At 42.3% G+C, this 17,848-nt stretch carries 20 protein-coding genes; 17 read left to right on the top strand and 3 right to left on the bottom strand.

The genetic code is table 11. From position 1 onward, the window contains the following. Nucleotides 1-5: 5 nt before the first annotated feature. From aroE to GLW00_RS14080, 6 genes are read left to right on the top strand one after another with little or no spacing between them, the layout of a single operon-like run. The gene (gene aroE, locus GLW00_RS14105; RefSeq protein ID WP_160915124.1) at nt 6-842 is read left to right on the top strand and encodes a shikimate dehydrogenase; all 837 of its coding nucleotides are present in this window, start codon (nt 6-8) and stop codon (nt 840-842) included. A 1-nt stretch (nt 843) separates the two neighbouring features. Beyond that, on the top strand, nt 844-1,134 hold the full coding sequence (yhbY, locus tag GLW00_RS14100; protein WP_160915122.1) for a ribosome assembly RNA-binding protein YhbY: 291 nt from the start codon (nt 844-846) through the stop codon (nt 1,132-1,134). 12 nt (nt 1,135-1,146) lie between these two features. Further along, complete coding sequence (locus tag GLW00_RS14095) at nt 1,147-1,719, top strand: nicotinate-nucleotide adenylyltransferase (protein WP_160915120.1); 573 nt, start codon at nt 1,147-1,149, stop codon at nt 1,717-1,719. Then, nucleotides 1,703-2,263 (top strand): bis(5'-nucleosyl)-tetraphosphatase (symmetrical) YqeK, encoded by a 561-nt coding sequence (gene yqeK, locus GLW00_RS14090; protein ID WP_160915118.1) that lies wholly within the window; start codon nt 1,703-1,705, stop codon nt 2,261-2,263. Before GLW00_RS14095 ends, yqeK begins: the two co-directional genes overlap by 17 nt. 45 nt (nt 2,264-2,308) lie before the next feature. Next, complete coding sequence (gene rsfS, locus GLW00_RS14085; protein WP_160915116.1) at nt 2,309-2,662, top strand: ribosome silencing factor; 354 nt, start codon at nt 2,309-2,311, stop codon at nt 2,660-2,662. Between the two features lies 1 nt (nt 2,663). Further along, nucleotides 2,664-3,395 (top strand): class I SAM-dependent DNA methyltransferase, encoded by a 732-nt coding sequence (locus GLW00_RS14080; RefSeq protein WP_202412506.1) that lies wholly within the window; start codon nt 2,664-2,666, stop codon nt 3,393-3,395. A gap of 119 nt (nt 3,396-3,514) precedes the next feature. On the opposite strand, the gene comER is transcribed toward GLW00_RS14080, so the two are convergent. Then, nucleotides 3,515-4,324 (bottom strand): late competence protein ComER, encoded by an 810-nt coding sequence (gene comER / locus GLW00_RS14075; protein WP_160915114.1) that lies wholly within the window; start codon nt 4,322-4,324, stop codon nt 3,515-3,517. Nucleotides 4,325-4,396: 72 nt separating this feature from the next. Between comER and GLW00_RS14070 the strand changes: the two genes are divergently transcribed. The 3 genes from GLW00_RS14070 to GLW00_RS14060 are packed head-to-tail and all read left to right on the top strand — an operon-like array spanning nt 4,397 to nt 7,864. Then, a complete protein-coding gene (locus tag GLW00_RS14070; protein ID WP_160915112.1) occupies nt 4,397-4,981 on the top strand; it encodes a helix-hairpin-helix domain-containing protein in 585 nt (194 codons plus the stop codon). Nucleotides 4,982-5,036: 55 nt separating this feature from the next. Continuing rightward, nucleotides 5,037-5,594, top strand: coding sequence for a ComE operon protein 2 (locus GLW00_RS14065; protein WP_160915110.1), 558 nt, complete (start codon nt 5,037-5,039; stop codon nt 5,592-5,594). Next, nucleotides 5,591-7,864, top strand: coding sequence for a DNA internalization-related competence protein ComEC/Rec2 (locus tag GLW00_RS14060; protein ID WP_160915108.1), 2,274 nt, complete (start codon nt 5,591-5,593; stop codon nt 7,862-7,864). The genes GLW00_RS14065 and GLW00_RS14060 overlap by 4 nt, the downstream gene beginning before the upstream one ends. Before the next feature lie 43 nt (nt 7,865-7,907). Here the strand turns inward: GLW00_RS14060 and GLW00_RS14055 are convergent, their stop codons facing one another. Next, on the bottom strand, nt 7,908-8,042 hold the full coding sequence (locus GLW00_RS14055; RefSeq protein ID WP_089654323.1) for a YqzM family protein: 135 nt from the start codon (nt 8,040-8,042) through the stop codon (nt 7,908-7,910). Nucleotides 8,043-8,390: 348 nt separating this feature from the next. Here GLW00_RS14055 and holA point away from each other — a divergent pair, with 348 nt between their 5' ends. Further along, nucleotides 8,391-9,410 (top strand): DNA polymerase III subunit delta, encoded by a 1,020-nt coding sequence (holA, locus tag GLW00_RS14050; RefSeq protein ID WP_160915107.1) that lies wholly within the window; start codon nt 8,391-8,393, stop codon nt 9,408-9,410. Nucleotides 9,411-9,591: 181 nt separating this feature from the next. Here holA and rpsT read toward each other — a convergent pair whose 3' ends face one another. Next, nucleotides 9,592-9,852 carry a 30S ribosomal protein S20 gene (gene rpsT, locus GLW00_RS14045; RefSeq protein ID WP_160915105.1) on the bottom strand — a complete coding sequence of 87 codons (261 nt, stop codon included), beginning with the start codon at nt 9,850-9,852 and terminating at the stop codon, nt 9,592-9,594. Nucleotides 9,853-10,013: 161 nt separating this feature from the next. Between rpsT and gpr the strand changes: the two genes are divergently transcribed. The 7 genes from gpr (at nt 10,014) to grpE (ending at nt 17,838) form a co-directional block, all read left to right on the top strand. Beyond that, a complete protein-coding gene (gene gpr / locus GLW00_RS14040; protein ID WP_160915103.1) occupies nt 10,014-11,105 on the top strand; it encodes a GPR endopeptidase in 1,092 nt (363 codons plus the stop codon). 78 nt (nt 11,106-11,183) lie between these two features. Beyond that, the gene (gene spoIIP / locus GLW00_RS14035; RefSeq protein WP_160915101.1) at nt 11,184-12,332 is read left to right on the top strand and encodes a stage II sporulation protein P; all 1,149 of its coding nucleotides are present in this window, start codon (nt 11,184-11,186) and stop codon (nt 12,330-12,332) included. A 14-nt stretch (nt 12,333-12,346) separates the two neighbouring features. Then, nucleotides 12,347-12,661, top strand: coding sequence for a hypothetical protein (locus tag GLW00_RS14030; protein ID WP_160915099.1), 315 nt, complete (start codon nt 12,347-12,349; stop codon nt 12,659-12,661). 99 nt (nt 12,662-12,760) lie between these two features. Then, nucleotides 12,761-14,575 carry a translation elongation factor 4 gene (gene lepA / locus GLW00_RS14025; protein ID WP_160915097.1) on the top strand — a complete coding sequence of 605 codons (1,815 nt, stop codon included), beginning with the start codon at nt 12,761-12,763 and terminating at the stop codon, nt 14,573-14,575. A 73-nt stretch (nt 14,576-14,648) separates the two neighbouring features. Continuing rightward, on the top strand, nt 14,649-15,788 hold the full coding sequence (gene hemW, locus GLW00_RS14020) for a radical SAM family heme chaperone HemW (protein WP_160915095.1): 1,140 nt from the start codon (nt 14,649-14,651) through the stop codon (nt 15,786-15,788). Nucleotides 15,789-16,167: 379 nt separating this feature from the next. Further along, complete coding sequence (hrcA, locus tag GLW00_RS14015; RefSeq protein ID WP_160915093.1) at nt 16,168-17,190, top strand: heat-inducible transcriptional repressor HrcA; 1,023 nt, start codon at nt 16,168-16,170, stop codon at nt 17,188-17,190. A gap of 117 nt (nt 17,191-17,307) precedes the next feature. Then, entirely contained in the window at nt 17,308-17,838 is a 531-nt protein-coding gene (grpE, locus tag GLW00_RS14010) for a nucleotide exchange factor GrpE (RefSeq protein ID WP_160915091.1), read from the top strand. The last annotated feature ends 10 nt before the right edge of the window (nt 17,839-17,848 follow it).

Genomic DNA, 17,848 nt, shown 5'->3' with positions numbered 1-17,848 from the left:
ATCATTTGTACAAACTAGGGTTGATCGGCCACCCGATTGGTCATTCCATGTCTCCATGGATTCATGAAAAACTTATGGAGCAACAGGGGATTGAAGGAAAATATGAACTCTTGGAGATTCAGCCGGATGAGTTTGATGAAAAAGTCAATTTATTGAAGGAAAAAGGGCTGGATGGTTTCAATGTAACCGTGCCATATAAAGAGAAAATCATCCCATACCTTGATGGTCTGGATGATAGCGCCCGACACTTGGGCGCTGTGAACACTGTTCATCATACTGATCAAGGATGGATTGGATATAACACAGACGGAATAGGCTTCGTCCATTCTCTGAAAAATCGTTTCCCGGATATTTTCCACAAAAATGCAAAGGCCTTATTGTTGGGAAGTGGAGGAGCGGCAAGAGGAATATTTGAAGCACTTACCAGATCTGATATCGATCGCGTAGACATAGCCAATCGGACCATGAAAAGAGCCGAGGACCTCATTCAGGATATACCTTCAAAGGTGTATTCTAGTGCCCTGACACTGGAGCAGGCGAAAAACACACTCAAGGACTATGACTTAATAGTCCAAACAACAACGGTCGGGATGAACCCTGATTATAATCATATGATTGTATCATTAGACCACTTGACAGAAGGAACCGTTGTAAGCGATATTGTTTACCGTCCTATGAAAACGAAATTTTTAAACGAAGCGGAAAAAAAGGGGGCGCGTCTCCATTTTGGACATGAAATGCTGTTGCAGCAAGCTGTTTATGCCTTTCAAATATGGACAGACACCGAGCCTGAGTCTTCGCTATTGCTCAATGAATTCGAACAGAAATTGAAAGGGGTATAGAATGTTAACAAGTAAACAGAAAAAGCATTTACGAGCGGCTTCCCATAATATACAGCCGATCTTTCAAGTCGGAAAAGCTGGCGTGAATGAAAATATGACCAAACAGATTGATGAAGCTCTCGAAAAAAGGGAACTGATAAAAGTAAGCATTCTGCAAAACTGCTTTGAAGATAATGATGTTGTTGCGAATGAGATTGTGGAAGCAACCGATGCTCATATTGTCCAGGTGATTGGAAATACCATCATCCTTTATAAAGAGTCCAAAGAAAATAAACAAATCGAATTACCATAAAGGGGAAGGTCAATGAAAAAAGTCGGAATTCTTGGCGGTACGTTCGACCCTCTTCACCAAGGTCATCTAATTATGGGGGAGTTTTCCCGTGAAGCCATGGACCTTGATGAAGTATGGTTCATGCCTTCCTATATCCCTCCACATAAACAAGAGTCTTCAACTAATCCTGAGACGCGACTTGCTATGGTGCAGACGGCAACCAAGGACCATCCACATTTCCGAGTTTGTGATGTTGAATTAGTCCGGAAGGGAACATCTTTCACAGTCGATACCATGACTGATTTGGTAAAGAGATATCCTGAGATTCAGTTCTTCTTCATCATTGGAGGGGACATGGTAGAGCATTTACCGAAGTGGCACCGAGTCGAAGATCTTTCGGAATTGGTCCAATTCATTGGGGTTAAAAGACCTGGGTATGGGTGGAATAACGAAATTCCCGTCCATTTTGTTGATATCCCGTCAGTTGATGTATCTTCTACCATGATACGCGACCGTATTTTACAAGGGAAAAGCGTTCGCTATTTAGTGCCTGAAGTTGTAGATACTTTTATAAAGGAGCATCACCTGTATGATAATGAGTCGTGAAGAAGCGCTTGAATATGTTCGTCCTGCCTTGAAAGCCTCCCGGTACGAACACACAGTGAGGGTAACAGACAAGGCTGTTGAACTTGCCGAGCGGTTCCATGTAGATGTTAAAAAGGCGGAATTGGCAGCTGCTTTCCATGACTATGCGAAGTATAAACCTCTGGAGCTCATGAAGCGTTGGATTGAAAGTGACCGTCGACTGCCAAAGGATTTATTGGATTATCATCATGAGCTTTGGCATGGACCTGTAGGGGCTTTAATGCTCGAACAAGAGGTTGGGCTTGCGGATGTGGACGTCATATCTGCCATCAGCAGCCACACAACAGGGAAAAAACACATGTCTAAGTTGGATAAAGTCGTGTTTTTAGCTGATTATATAGAACCCGGCCGTGAGTTTCCTGGAGTGGACCACGTACGGAAGAAAGCCGAAGAAAACCTGGATGAAGCATGTGCCCTAGCTTTGAAGAATACCATCAATTTTCTTGTTGGTAAGGAAAGGACCGTTTATCCGGACACGTTTCATGCATATAATGATTTAATATGATCAATTGATCATGGAAAAGATAGAGATGAAATAGGGAGGAAACCCATGGAAAGTAAAGAATTAGTAAATTTAGCAGCACTAGCATGCGATGAAAAAAGAGCACAGGATATTGTTGTTTTAGATATGTCAGAAGTTTCTTTAATCGCGGATTATTTCTTGATTTGTGAAGGGTCCAATGAACGCCAGGTGCAGGCAATTGCGAGAGAATTGAAGAGTCAAGCGGAAGAACACGGGATAGAAGTGAAGCGGATGGAAGGATTTGAGCAAGCACGCTGGGTCCTTGTAGATCTTAATGACATTGTCTGCCACATCTTCCACAAAGATGAACGCCATTACTACAACCTGGAAAGACTATGGGGCGACGCGGATACGGTCGCTGTAGAAGGGTTAGAAAGCTAAAATGAGCTATGGGGATATGGCGCGTGTGTACGATCTCCTTATGCAGGATGCCCCCTACGAACAATGGGTGAAATTTACGAAGCTAATGCTTCAGCAATATCACTCCGAGGGTCAAAGGATCCTTGATGTAGGTTGTGGTACAGGGGAGATTACCCACCGTCTCCATCAAGAAGGGTTTCAAATGACGGGTATCGATTTATCTTCTGATATGTTGACCGTTGCGCAACAGAAGAACCCTCAAGCTGCCATCGAATGGATTCAACAGGATATGACAACATTAGAAGGGTTATCAGCATATGATTGTGTCATCAGTTACTGTGATGTCGTCAACTATTTAACTGATGATCAGAAGGTGCAGCAGGCATTCCATTCCATTTATCAATCCCTTGCACAGGGGGGCGTGTTTTTATTTGATGTGCACTCTATAGATCATATTCGCAATGATCTCAGTGGTGCAACATTTGCTGAAGTCCGCGATGATCTATCTTTTATTTGGTTTTGTGATCCCGGGGAATTGGAAAACAGCCTTGTGCACGATTTGACGTTTTTTGTTGGGAATGATGGGAAATATCATCGTTTTGATGAAATTCATGAACAGCGGGGGTATGACCATACCGTTTTAAATGCATGGCTCACTCAATCTGGTTTTAAAGTGCAAGGAGTATTTTCTGACTTTAGGGAAACACCATCCACAGACGGAGAACGATGGTTGTTCGTTTGCACAAAAGAATAAAATTCATGAAAGAGTCCGTAAATGCCGGACTCTTTTTTATTAGAGTTTGTTAAATGAAATATTCCTGTAACAGAAGGGGGTTTTTGCAGGATAATCGAAACTTTTGTCGAATGTATGGATTATAAGTGAATGTGTTTTTTATCTTCTTTGTGTTTATTTTGGGTTGCTTCGAACATTTTTTGAAACAAAGGACCAATGTGATCTTCTAAAGCTTGTAATCCCTCTCCTGTAACTCCACCTTTCACCGTTACCTTTTCCATCAATTCTTCCAACGTCATAATTTTTTGTGCTAAAAGTTCTCCTAGTCCTACCATCATATTTTCCGTTAACGAGGTAGCTTTATCTTTGGGGAGGCCTGCCACATCACCAGCAGCTGTTATCCATTGACTGAGCAGATAACTAATGAATGCAGGCCCGCATGAAACGATATCTGATGCTACACGAATGTGTTCCTCCTTCACTTCAATGGGGGTGGAGATATGCTGGAATGTCTGCTTTAATAAGTCTCGATTTTCGTGCTTTATTTTTGATCCGAAAGTGAAGAGACTTACACCCGACCATGCATGATTGGTTATAGATGGAACAATTCTTGCGACTTGACAAGGCGTAACTTTTTCCAACTGATCAACAGCTACCGGGCTGGTAATGGAAACAAGGCATTGGTTTTCCGTCCATTTTCCTTCTAGTTCATCAATGATGTTTTTGTAGTGATGCGGTTTCACACAGATGAAAATGATATCACTGCTATTCTGCAGTGCGGCTAAATCCTTCGCTACTTGGATCTTCGGAAATTCTTCTTGAATTTTTTCCGCCTTTTCTAATGTCCGATTGTAAATCGTCAACTTCTCAGCAGGTACGGCTCCGCTCTTAATAAGGGTAGAGATGAGCATGCTTCCCATGTTCCCTGTGCCGATGATTCCCCAATTCATTGGAATCCCTCCTTATTGATTACCTATATATCCTTATTCCGAAAATACATAATTATGAAAGAAGGTCAGAACATGAGCGTATTAAAAAGATACGTGTGGTTCATTATGGTTCTAGCAGTCATTGGTGTCCTTTATTTTTCCAATCCTTCGAATGATGGAAAGACCGAGAGGACCGAGGTGGAGGAAGTGACCATCCAGGGTGAAGAAGAGAAAAAAACTCCTTCCGCCACCATGAAAGTTGACGTGAAAGGAGAAGTGAATACTCCGGGTGTTTATACAATGAAAGAGGGCACAAGAGTAGATGACGTCATTAAAGAGGCTGGTGGAATGACAGAAAATGCAGATATGACCAGTGTGAACCTAGCGCAAAGAATACAGGATGAAATGGTGATTTTTGTAACTTCTATAACTACTGCGCAATCTACGTCTAACGAATCAGGTGAAGGAAATACACCTTCTGGTGATAAATTGAGTATCAACCGTGCTTCAGCAAGTGAAATGGAAACATTAAATGGAATTGGACCTTCAAAAGCTGCTAGTATTATTAAGTATAGGGAAGAGAATGGTCCATTTGCTTCTGTGGAAGATCTCGTGAATGTTCCGGGGATAGGTGAGAAGACGCTCGAAGGTCTGAAGGAATGGATTACTGTCCCGTGAGTTTGACGGAATTCAGAGGTCAGAGTAAACTTGATGAAAAAAGTGGGGGTACATAATGGAGCGTATTACTTGGAATCAATACTTTATGGCTCAAAGCTATTTATTAAAATCACGCAGCACGTGTCAGAGGCTGGCTGTAGGTGCAGTCATTGTAAGAGATAAGCGTATGATTGCTGGAGGGTACAATGGGAGTGTCTCCGGAGGTGTCCATTGTATCGATGAGGGGTGTTATGTCGTGGATGGACATTGTGTACGTACCATTCATGCGGAAATGAATGCGCTTCTCCAGTGCTCGAAGTTCGGTGTGGCTACAGAAGGGGCAGAGATTTACGTGACTCATTTTCCGTGTCTGCACTGTACGAAGGCCATTATTCAGGCAGGGGTCAAAGCAGTTTATTATAGCGAAGATTATAAAAATGATCCCTATGCGATAGAATTGCTGCAACAGTCGGGGGTCCGCATGCAAAAGGTTCCTGTCGATCAAGAACCGCTTCCTGACGAACAGCAGCTTCTCATACGACAAATGCTTGAGAAGCTCGAGTCGAATGGGGATCCCGAATCCGAGCGGCTCGTACAAGAAGCAGCTCAACTTCTAAGGTTGGACAGTCAATGATTTCCTTGAGGGGATCGTGGCACATTCCCGTCATAGCATTTGTGCTTGGCGGGGTGTTAGCGATCCAGGAAGGTTTTGCTTTTTACATTGTTGGGTTTGTTTTTCTTGCCTGGTTGTATAGTTACCGTGAACATCTTCTATTTCTTTTCATCCTCCTTCTATTCGGCGCAGGTGGGTATATCCATCTTCCTCTCGATTCCTCATCTTTTTCTCCTCCACCCCTCAATAATGATTTCTTAAAAGGTAAAATTGTATCTGATTTGACAGAAAGTGATCAATCCTTCTCGGTCATCTTAAAAGACGATGCTGGTAAAGTACTCGTTCGCTATTTGAAAGAGAAAGGGAATGATTCGGTCCAAGAAAGTTTGAAACATGGAGCTGTTTGCAGGATCAAAGGAGAGAGGAAACCTTTGGAGGGGGCAAGGAACCCAGGGCAGTTTAATTATCAGGCTTATATGGCCGGCAAAGGCATTCATTCTCAAATCATCATAAAAAATGAAGCAGATATCCAGTGTGATGGCAAATCGTGGCTCAGCTCCCTTTACGACACTAGGAAACAGTTGAAAATGACGGTTAGGGAAAAGGTGACCCCTACCACTTATATATGGATAGAGGCTCTGATATTTGGAGATACATCCTTTATTGACTCTTCAACGGTAGAATGGTTTAGAGAGTTCAATTTGTCCCATATTCTTGCCATATCAGGGTTGCACGTTGGTCTTACACTCGGCGGGGTTTATTTTCTACTATACCGGACAGGCCTGGCCACAAGAAAGCAATCCAAGGTCTTCTTGCTTCTCCTCCTGCCTTTTTATATGTTTATCTCGGGTGGTGCCCCTTCTGTTTTACGTGCAGGATTCATGGGCGTGCTCCTTCTCCTCACCACTTCTTTGCAAAAAAAGATCCCCATTATTGACCTCCTTTCCTTCACCTGCTTATTCTTGTTGATTTCGTCCCCGTCCTATTTTTACCACTTGGGTTTTCAGTTTTCATTTTTAGTCACGTTCAGTCTGCTGCTTACGATTCCGATATTGAAGCAATATGAAAGTAAGTGGAAACAGTCTGCGATTATCGGACTGGTCAGCCAGCTTTCCCTCCTCGCTTTACAGGTCCATTATTTTTATGAATTTCAACCATTTTCCTTATGGGTTAATATGATCGCTGTTCCTTATTTTTCATTCTTTGTTATCCCTTTCCTAATGATGATTTTTCTCCTCTCCTTTCTCGTACCGACGGTTTGTTTATTTCTTTCCTCTGTATTTTCCAACGTGCATGAATTTATAATTTCCATGTTAATCACACAGTCTGAATCTCTTGACTACATCTGGGTTATTGGTGAACTGCCTTCATTTTTCATTATTTTGTACGCAGTTTTTTTCGTCATTATGATGAAAAAATGGGAACAAAAAGAAAAGGTGAAAGCATTTCTTGCTTCTCTAGCTGTTGTTTTTGTTTTGATTTTTTATAGTTCAATGCCGTATTTCTCGGAGGAAGGAGTCATAACCATGCTGGATGTTGGCCAGGGGGACGCGTTTGTCATAGAACTGCCGTATAGAAAGGGAGTCATTATGATCGATGCCGCTGGTCCGTCAATTTTCACATCAAATAAAGAAAAGACGGCCAATGATGTGATCTTACCTTTTTTTAAGTCAAGGGGCATTAACCGTATACATGCTCTTTTTATTACTCACGAAGACTCTGATCACAGTGGGAGCGTGCCTTTCATACTTGAGGAAATGAGAATTGATCGCATCTATGTGAGTCCTTTTCATACTGAAACATACGAAAATGGAGTGATCGTTGAAAAAGTAAGTGCGGGTCAGAGCGTTCAAGTAGGGGGGCATGATTTTGATGTGATTCATCCGTTAATCAATGGAGATCTCGGAGACCCAAACGACAATTCGCTCGTATTAAATAGCATATTTGGTGGTCAGCGATGGTTCTTTACAGGAGATATATCTGCACAGGTGGAAAGAGAGATCGTAATGAGGAAATCGATACGGCAGACAGATGTGTTAAAAGTCGCCCATCATGGAAGTCATACCTCGACCTCAGAGGAGTTATTGAAGGGGCTGCAACCTAAAATCGGTTTGATTTCTGCGGGGGTGGACAATCGTTATGGACACCCGCATTCAGAGGTGGTGGAAAGATTAACGGAACATGGAGTTTTATTGCTTCAAACCAATCGTCACGGTGCAGTTCAATACTTTTTTTCTGGGCAAAGTGGAACGTTTTCAACGTTTATCCCGTATAATGCGAGCAGAGAATAAAAAAAGACTGCCGAAAACAGCAGCCTTCCGGTTTTGCCTTTCATTACTGTCCAAGAAAAGAAAACAAAACACCGATGAAAAAGATGACGAAGAAGAAAACAAATGAAAATACAAACCCTAACCCAGAGTCGATCACATCATTAGTTTTGGATTGAATATCGTTTTTAAACTCGTTCACTGTTACCCCTCCTATATCAATTACTAAGTATAGTCCATTTTTAACCAAAAATCTACATTTACCGGGCATGAAAACGAATTTTATCGATGATTCATACTCTTCCCACTCCTAGCAAGACTTGTCACAGATAATTCTTACGTAAGCGGTCAAACTAAACGCAAGAGAGGAACAACATCGTCCTCTCCAAGAGCTCCCGGGGCTTTTGGAATGGCGTTTATATAGATGGTTCATACGGCGGCATCAGCACACCATTTTGACAGAAATTCCAAAGAAACATAAAATGGTGACACTGAGTTCCCCTTAATGGGGCGCCGTACTCTTTTTTTATAAAGGAAGGACAACCACTTTATGGTCAATGTAAAACAATCACAAGTGTACTTATTATATGGAGAAGAACCTTATTTAATTCAAGAACATAAGAATAAAATCATTAAAAAAACGTTAAAGAAAGAGGACCGTGAGTTTAATATCTCCCAATATGATTTAGAGGAGACTCCCATTGAAGATGTCATGATTGATGCTGAAACGTTTCCTTTTCTTGGCGAGGGAAAAGTTGTCATTGCCAATCATCCTGTCTTTTTAAAGGCCAAACCAGATAAACTGTCGTTCGAACACGACACAGATTCATTACTGGAATACCTTCAAAATCCTGCTGAATATACGGTACTTATTTTGATTGCTCCTTATGAAAAGCTCGATGAAAGAAAAAAAGTGTTCAAGCAATTGAAAAAGAATGGAGAGGTTATCAATTGTCAGCCGGTTAAAGAATGGGACATTGATCAATGGATTCAAACATTAGCCAACGATTTACATATCACGGTTCCTAAAGACATTCATGAACTTTTCACCCAAGAGATTGGCGCGAATCTTATGGCGCTTAGGAAAGAAATGGAGAAATTGTCTTTGTATGTCGGAGAAGGCGGCGTGGTCACGAGAGAAATTGCAGAGCAGCTTCTTTCTCACAGTGCAGAAGCTTCAGGGCTTAAACTTGTTGATGCCGTTATGGAAAAAGATTTGGGGAGAGCCATTCGAATTTATAAGGATTTGGAAAAACTGAATGAGGAGCCGATTGCTCTAACGGCTCTTTTAGCTTCTCAATTCAGGATTATCAGTCAAGCCAAGGTCCTCAAGCAAAAAGGGTATGGCCAGAATCAAATGAAAAGTTATATCAAGGCCCATCCTTACGTCATTAAAATGGCGCTGAAGAGGGAGCGTGCCTTCACTCAACAGGAACTGGATCAAATTATGAATCAACTGGCAGAAACAGATTACAACCTGAAACAGGGGAAAATGGAGAAAGCATTGGCTTTTGAAATGCTTCTCTATCGTTTGATTAACATTAAACAAAATACATCAGTCTCTTCGTGATTACATCCCATTTAGATGTTCGTGCTGATATGGGGGTAGTGGATCGCTTCTCAAACTTGAATAGGTTATAAACAATGGTGACATAAAAAGAAGCCCTCCGATGAATCGGAGGGCTTCGTTCATGTAAAAACGACCCATTCAATCAAGAAGGATCGTCTGTTGGTCATAAATTACGAATGAATTATAATGCGTTGACTAGTTTAGTTAGGCGGGATTTTTTACGGTTCCCTGTGTTTTGAGGAAGGGCACCACGTTGAACAGCTTTGTCGATTTTCTTAACAGCTGTAGGAAGTGCTTCTTTCGCGTTCTCTACATCGTTGCTTTCAACAAGCTTTTCTACACGTTTAACCGCTGTACGCATGTCAGATTTGAAAGCTGCATTCAAAGAACGAGCGTCATCATTCGTACGTACACGTTTTTTCGCTGATTTAATATTAGGCATAGTTTCACCTCCTAGGTAAAAACAAAAGACTCATTCATATCGAACAAGAGACATTTTACCAGAGCAGGGTGCTGTTTTCAATACTTATCTCAATACCATTCCTTTCATTTGCATAGTTTTTATCTGCTTGGGAGAAGATTTTCTTAAGGAGGTTGAAGTGAATGGAGGAAAATTTCGACTACACGTTGAGAACGGACCTGGCGCTTGAAGCTCAGGAGATGAATGTTAAAGATGAACCTGGATCCTCAGATACCGACGGGGTCGAGGTTCATGAAAACGAGAAAAATGAGATTAAAATTACGTATGTGACGGTGGATGAAGCAGGTGCTGAGCGAATCGGGAAAAAGGCGGGGCATTATGTCACGTTGGAATCACTGGCTATCCGTAAGCAGGATCATCAATTGCAGGTGAATTTATCCAAGACATTATCCGGTCAGTTAAGAAAATTAATGAATGAGTGTGGCATCAAAGAAATGGACCGTGGGTTAATTGTCGGCCTTGGTAATGCAAATGTAACCCCGGATGCATTAGGACCATTGGTCACAGAAGAAGTTTATGTAACCACCCATTTATTTGAGCTTCACCCGGAAACCGTATCGGATGGTTATCGACCTGTTTCTGCTTTTACACCAGGGGTCATGGGCGTAACGGGCATTGAAACCAGTGATATGGTGCACGGGATTATTGAACAGACAAAACCGGATTTCGTTCTAGTCATCGATGCCCTTGCTTCACGGTCAATTAATCGGATCAATGCAACCATACAACTTTCTGATACCGGGATTCACCCAGGATCAGGAGTAGGCAACAAGCGGAAAGAAATAAGCCGAGAGACATACGGAATCCCTGTAATATCCATTGGAGTTCCAACAGTAGTCGATGCCGTAACCATCACGAGTGATGCGATTGATTATGTGTTAAAACACTTTGGAAGGGAATGGCGTGAAAAAGATCGTCCTTCCAATGCTTTGTCACCCGCTATGAACCCGTTTGAAAGAAAAACATTGACGGCTGAAGATCATCCGAATGAGGAACAGAGTAAAGCGGTCATGGGTATGTTCGGCCAACTGGAAGAGATGGAAAAGAAGCAACTGATTAAGGAAGTACTGACTCCCCTCGGCCACAATTTGATGGTTACACCTAAAGAGGTGGACAGCTTCATCCAGGATATGGCTCATGTCATTGCTAAGGGAATAAATGGGGCCTTGCATCCTGGGATAGAAGATGGAGAAGCACAATCTTATTTTAAATAATGATTTAATAGAGAGGTTCTATTAAATTCCTCTCTCTCATACCATTTACTAGATAGTGGATGAGGGGGAGGATTTTTCATGTCTCGTTACCCGATCATGAAGAAAACCAAGAAGAGTTATATGAAGCAGGGGACTAGGTGGACCGTCATCGCAGTCACCGTTTTGCTTTTATTATTTATTGGGATTGGTATTCTTACAGGTGCAAAAACAACCTATCGTATTTACTCAAGTACGATACAGGAATGGACCACCAAGCTTGAAGGCAGTGCTTTTTTATATCTATTTGAAATGGAAAACCGCGCCTTTAAAGATGCCCATCCCGAAGGAAACCGAATTCCAAGTTTAACGACATTGTCCTTTCAGTTACTTACGAGTCTTACCCCAAATGACCCAAGAAGCCTCCTGGGAAGGGAAATCCCAGGATTATCTTCTTACAATAGTCAAATTATCATCGCTGGTAAAGGGACGGACTATTCCACCCTTCCTATTGAGTCTGAGCCTCCTATGATCGTAGATGACCGCGGAGAGGAAGGGGATGTGGAAGAAACGAACGAAGAAGATGACAAACAGGAAGAGAAACCAGTGGGTGAAGATCGTGTCTATATATACCACACGCACAACACGGAATCTTTTTATCCGCATTTACCTGATGAATCTACCGACCATGATGGAAAAGTAAACATCACCCTTATTGGAGAACGTCTTGGGGAGAGTTTGGAAAAAAGAGGGGTTGGAGCAATTGTGGATAAAACAGATGTAGCCGCTTTAAGAAGTGAAAAAGGAATGGAGTACTATCAATCTTACGATGCAATGCGTCCTGTAGTGGAAGAGGCCATCAGCCAGAATGGAGGCATTCAGTATTTATTTGACCTTCATAGAGACTCCCTTTCCAAGGAGCACACCACAACATCGATCAATGGCAAGGATTACGCACGGTTTGCTTTCGTTATCGGTGCTGAGCACCCAAAATATGAACAGAATTTGCAGCTGGCATCAAAAATTCACCAGCTTCTTGAAGAAAAATATCCTGGGATCAGCCGAGGAGTCATTACGAAGAAGGGTTCAGGGGTAGATGGGATTTATAACCAGGATCTGCATCCGAATGCCATACTTATAGAGTTCGGCGGTGTTTATAATCATTTAGATGAATTGTATCGTTCAGCTGATGTCATGGCAGAAGTTTTCAGTGATTATTACTTCGAAGATGAAAAAGTATCTACAGATTAGGGAGGAGGAGCAGAATGAAATGGTTAGTGGGGGGGTTCATCGTTGTCATCGTTTTTGTGACGGGAGCTTTTTATGGGATTGACAAAACGAACGAAAAGCTGGATGACCGCCCCGCTGTTGTGACGACTCAAAAACCCCAGCAAGAAGCGGATCATAGGGTGGAAAAGCAAGCATTAACAACACCGGAATCCGATGATTTTTGCTCCCCTCCTAAAATAGAGGATGAAGCACCCTGGATCTCGCAGCTTGCTGGAGGAATGGGAAAAGGGGTAGCTTCGACCTTCAATGGAGTCATCGTTGTTTTGTCTGAAATGATCCAGGCAGGTTAATAAGATTCAGATGTTGTTGGGGTTTACATTGAATAATGCTGGCCGTATTGCTATAATCAACCTAGATATTTGTGTCGAATTCAGTAGGAGTGATTTAAGTTGACAGCACAATCTAAACAAGAAAGGGTCCGCAATTTTTCGATTATTGCCCATATCGACCACGGGAAATCGACACTTGCAGATCGTATTCTGGAAAAAACGAAAGCATTAACCCAAAGAGAAATGAAAGAGCAATTCCTTGACGCGATGGATCTCGAGCGTGAGCGTGGAATCACGATCAAATTAAATGCCGTTCAATTGTCTTATGAAGCCAATGATGGACAGGATTATACATTCCACTTAATTGATACCCCGGGTCACGTGGACTTTACATATGAGGTCTCTCGTAGTTTAGCGGCCTGTGAAGGAGCGATCCTGGTTGTAGATGCTGCTCAGGGGATAGAAGCACAAACATTAGCCAATGTTTATCTGGCACTGGAAAATGATTTAGAAATCATTCCGGTCATAAATAAAATTGACCTTCCGGGTGCCGACCCTGAACGAATTAAACAAGAGATAGAAGATGTCATCGGAATCGATGCTTCTGACGCTATTCTTGCCTCTGCTAAAGAAGGTGTGGGCATTGATGAAATTCTGGAGCGGATCGTGAGTGACATTCCAGCCCCTGAAGGCGATGTGAAAGATCCGACGAAGGCTCTGATTTTCGATTCCTTGTATGATTCCTACAGAGGGGTCATTGCCTATACCTGTGTTCGTGAAGGCTCTATCAAACTTGGAGATAAAATTAAGATGATGGCTACGGGCAAAGAGTTTGAAGTGAATGAATTGGGTGTATTCCGCCCAACCCCGACTCCATTGAAAGAGTTGAGTGTTGGGGATGTCGGTTATTTGACGGCATCAATTAAAAACATCGGCGACAGCCGTGTAGGTGACACGATCACACTGGCTAATAACCCTGCATCCGAACCACTACCGGGTTACAAAAAGATGAATCCGATGGTGTTCTGTGGAATGTATCCAGTAGATGCGAGCAAATATAATGACCTTCGTGATGCTCTGGAACGTTTGGAACTTAATGATTCCTCCCTTCAGTTTGAGCCGGAAACTTCCCAAGCTCTTGGCTTTGGATTCCGTTGTGGCTTCCTTGGAATGCTTCATATGGAAATCATTCAAGAACGTATTGAGCGGGAATATAAAATTGACCTCATTACTACGGCGCCAAGTGTTATTTATCAGGTGACCCTTACAGATGGGTCGGTCTTCAATGTGGATAATCCTTCTATGATGCCGGATAACCAGAAACTTGAAGAGGTTCAAGAGCCATTTGTAAAAGCGACGGTTATGGTCCCTAATGATTATGTCGGTCCAGTCATGGAAATCTGTCAACGCAAACGAGGCAATTTCATGGATATGCAGTATTTAGATGACAACAGGGTCAATATCGTTTATGAAATACCATTGTCTGAAATTGTTTACGATTTCTTTGATTCCTTGAAATCCCAAACGAAAGGGTATGCATCCTTTGATTACGAGTTGATTGGGTACCGTGTCTCCAATCTCGTGAAAATGGATATCTTGCTTAATGGAGATACCATTGATGCATTGTCCTTCATCGTACACCGTGACTTCGCTTACGAACGTGGGAAGCTCATTGCTGAAAAACTTAAGGAATTAATTCCGAGACAGCAATTTGAAGTCCCTGTCCAGGCAGCCATCGGGAATAAAATCGTGGCTCGGACGACGATTAAAGCGATGCGTAAAAACGTTCTTTCCAAATGTTACGGTGGAGACATTTCCCGTAAACGTAAATTGCTTGAAAAGCAAAAAGAAGGGAAAAAGCGCATGAAGATGGTCGGATCTGTCGAGGTTCCTCAAGAGGCCTTCATGTCCGTCCTTGACTTGAACGAAGACTAAAGCTAAAGGAACACAGTTGAAACCGCAGGAGATTTCTCTCTTGCGGTTTTCCTTATGAAAGGTGGTAACATCCATGAACATCCCATCCGCATATATTCACATCCCTTTCTGTCAGCAGATTTGTCATTATTGTGATTTTACGAAGTTTTTCTATAATGAACGTCTGGCAGACGACTATTTAGAAGCTCTTGAAAAAGAAATTCACACTTATATCCCGGTAGAAAAAGCGAAAGTGAGAACCATTTTTGTCGGTGGCGGGACTCCGACAGCCGTGAACCACAAGCAGTTAGAAAAGCTTCTACAAATGATTAACGACCATTTTGATATTGCTGGCTGTGAAGAATATACCTTTGAAGCAAACCCCGGCGATTTGGACGTAGAGAAAGTGCGTCTGTTAAAAGAGTATGGCGTCGATCGTATATCTCTCGGAGTACAGGTTTTCGATGATGATATGCTGGAAAAGATCGGACGTGTACACAAAGTAAAAGATGTCTACACGAATATTGATCGTCTCGTTCAAGCAGGGCTGACGAATGTCAGTATAGATCTTATGTATGCTCTCCCTGGGCAGACGGTTGAAGATTTTGAAAAAACCATAGATGAAGCGATGCAATTCGGCTTACCTCATTACTCTTCCTACTCTCTTCAAATTGAACCGAAAACGGTGTTTTATCAGCGGTACAAAAAGGGTAAGCTTACCAAGGCGAAGGAAGATGATGAAGCAGAAATGTACGAATTGCTACAGCGGAAATTAGCAGAAGCTGGAGCTGTGCAATATGAAATCAGTAACTTTGCCAAGCCTGGGTTTGAAAGTAAACACAACCTGACATACTGGAATAATGAATATTATTATGGAATTGGAGCGGGGGCTCACGGGTATCTCCCGGGTAAACGTACGATCAACATCCGCCCGCTGCCTGCTTATGTGAAGAAAGCCTCAGAAGATGGAAAGCCCATTCTCCATGAGGAACCTATTGGTCTTAAAGAACAGTTGGAGGAAGAAATGTTTCTCGGACTTAGAAAGACTAAAGGGGTATCGAAGGAACTATTCCAGCAAAAGTATGGAAAAACACTTGTTGATGTCTTTGGAAACAAGCTTACAGAACTAAAAGAGCGCTCCTTAATAGAAGAAGACACTGGTTATATTTCTCTCACATCAAAGGGGCGTATTCTCGGTAATGAGGTATTCCAAGAGTTCTTATTGGATGAATAATCCTATGAACGTTCTTCCATATAAGAGGTTGGTCGATTAAATTGGACAATTGTGGGGAGACTCTACGAATTTAGAATGTGGTGACCTCCTCAAAGGTTTTGTTTTGCAGGGGGGGCGGTGCTTCTGGAAGAGCAGTGAGCCATTCCCCTCTCCAATCTAATCTCTTAATACGTCACTGACTGGACATCATATCATCAAAATGGGTGCTTTAAGGAATGGAATAAGGAAGTTCAACATCGACATTTTCCAAAAGAGAAGAATGATCTGGAGGAACGACTAAAAAAAAGAGGTTTATCCGTTGACATCCCTCACCCCTTTTGATAATTTATTATTAGATTTAGCACTCACTGTAAACGAGTGCTAACAGGGGTGATCATCGATGTTAACAAATAGACAATTGCTCATTTTGCAAGTCATTATTGATGATTTCATTCTGACCGCACAACCTGTAGGTTCGCGGTCTATAGCTAAGAAAGATGCTGTAACATTCAGTTCAGCAACGATAAGGAATGAAATGGCTGATTTAGAGGAATTGGGTTTTATTGAAAAAACCCATTCATCTTCCGGAAGGGTCCCTTCTGAAAAAGGGTATCGTTTCTATGTCGACCATCTTCTTTCTCCATTGCGCCTTTCCAGTCAAGAGATTGTGACTATACGGGAAGCATTCGATGATAAAATGATGGAGTTTGAACGTGTGGTTCAGAAGTCAGCAGGTATTCTTTCCGATTTGACGAACTACACATCCATTGTGCTAGGACCTGAAGTGTTCGAAACAAAACTAAAACAATTGCAGATCGTTCCATTATCTGATCAGTCTGCTATTGCGATTTTAGTTACGGATACCGGACATGTAGAGCATCGTGCTTTCAACGTTCCTGTAGAGATCAAGGGTGCAGATTTGGAAAAGATGGTGAACATTTTAAACAGCCGGCTCCAAGGAGTCCCGTTGGTGAAATTGCATGAAGTACTCTATTCTGAGATCAATGATCTATTGAAGACACATACGGATCATCACGAAGAAGCTTTCCAGTATTTGCGTGCAGCGCTCGTGGATGAGCATCCTACGAAACTGTACATTGGTGGAAAGACAAACATTCTCATGCAACCCGAATTCAGGGATCTTGATAAAGTCAGGTCTTTGTATGCAACCATTGAACGGGAAAGTGAGATGGCTGACTTGCTGAGGACTGGCAAGGAAGGAATTCAAGTCCGAATAGGACAAGAAAATCCTTTTGATGCTATGCAGAACTGCAGCCTGATTACGGCAAGTTATCAGCTCGGGAATGATCAAGTGGGTACGATTGCCCTTTTGGGACCGACCCGCATGGAGTACAACCGGATGTTTTCATTGATGAACGTCTTATCCAAGCATATGACAGATACGTTCCGTGGCTGGTATTAGTACGGTGGAAAAGAAGAGACTCATGCACCGATTGCTTCTTTAGGTCTCATACTTTTTCAGGATAAGGATTCATGTTATAGTCAGTAACGGTGTAATGGAAAGTAGGAGGTGGAAGTCGTGGAAGAGAACAAACAAGAGATCATTGATGAAAAAGATGAAACTCAAAATGAGGAACCTGAACAAACAGTAGTCGAAGAGACGGATGAGCTGGAACAGCTTCGTCAGGAAAAAGAAGAGGTCAATAATCGACTGCTTCGTTTGCAAGCGGATTACGATAATTTCCGCCGTCGTACTCAAAAAGAGAAAGAGGCGGACAGGAAATATAGATCCCAGAGCCTTGTAGAGGAATTAATACCGGCTCTGGATAACTTTGAAAGAGCTCTCCAAGTGGAGGTGGAAGGCGATGCAGCCCAAAACTTCGCTAGTGGAATGAAAATGGTTTATGACCAATTCAAAGCAGCTCTTGAAAAAGAAGGTGTCGAAGAAATTCCTGCAAAAGGGGAAGAGTTCGATCCTCATATGCATCAGGCGATCATGCAAGTGGAAGACGAAAATTATGAAAGTAATATCGTCGTAGAAGAGTTGCAGAAAGGTTACCGCCTGAAAGATCGGGTTATCCGCCCGTCAATGGTAAAAGTGAACCAGTAAAAATTATCTT

It is taken from the genome of Halobacillus litoralis, assembly GCF_009856445.1.
GTDB lineage: Bacteria > Bacillota > Bacilli > Bacillales > Halobacillaceae > Halobacillus > Halobacillus litoralis.
This window is presented reverse-complemented; position numbering and strand designations above follow the sequence as displayed.

Coding starts and splice junctions, on each gene's coding strand:
- yqeK (WP_160915118.1), top strand. CDS start 1,703: ATGATAATGAGTCGTGAAGAAGCGCTTGAATATGTTCGTCCTGCCTTG.
- GLW00_RS14095 (WP_160915120.1), top strand. CDS start 1,147: ATGAAAAAAGTCGGAATTCTTGGCGGTACGTTCGACCCTCTTCACCAA.
- GLW00_RS14060 (WP_160915108.1), top strand. CDS start 5,591: ATGATTTCCTTGAGGGGATCGTGGCACATTCCCGTCATAGCATTTGTG.
- GLW00_RS14080 (WP_202412506.1), top strand. CDS start 2,664: ATGAGCTATGGGGATATGGCGCGTGTGTACGATCTCCTTATGCAGGAT.
- comER (WP_160915114.1), bottom strand. CDS start 4,324: ATGAATTGGGGAATCATCGGCACAGGGAACATGGGAAGCATGCTCATC.
- rpsT (WP_160915105.1), bottom strand. CDS start 9,852: ATGCCTAATATTAAATCAGCGAAAAAACGTGTACGTACGAATGATGAC.
- rsfS (WP_160915116.1), top strand. CDS start 2,309: ATGGAAAGTAAAGAATTAGTAAATTTAGCAGCACTAGCATGCGATGAA.
- yhbY (WP_160915122.1), top strand. CDS start 844: ATGTTAACAAGTAAACAGAAAAAGCATTTACGAGCGGCTTCCCATAAT.
- hemW (WP_160915095.1), top strand. CDS start 14,649: ATGAACATCCCATCCGCATATATTCACATCCCTTTCTGTCAGCAGATT.
- hrcA (WP_160915093.1), top strand. CDS start 16,168: ATGTTAACAAATAGACAATTGCTCATTTTGCAAGTCATTATTGATGAT.
- GLW00_RS14070 (WP_160915112.1), top strand. CDS start 4,397: ATGAGCGTATTAAAAAGATACGTGTGGTTCATTATGGTTCTAGCAGTC.
- GLW00_RS14065 (WP_160915110.1), top strand. CDS start 5,037: ATGGAGCGTATTACTTGGAATCAATACTTTATGGCTCAAAGCTATTTA.
- holA (WP_160915107.1), top strand. CDS start 8,391: ATGGTCAATGTAAAACAATCACAAGTGTACTTATTATATGGAGAAGAA.
- gpr (WP_160915103.1), top strand. CDS start 10,014: ATGGAGGAAAATTTCGACTACACGTTGAGAACGGACCTGGCGCTTGAA.
- spoIIP (WP_160915101.1), top strand. CDS start 11,184: ATGTCTCGTTACCCGATCATGAAGAAAACCAAGAAGAGTTATATGAAG.
- GLW00_RS14030 (WP_160915099.1), top strand. CDS start 12,347: ATGAAATGGTTAGTGGGGGGGTTCATCGTTGTCATCGTTTTTGTGACG.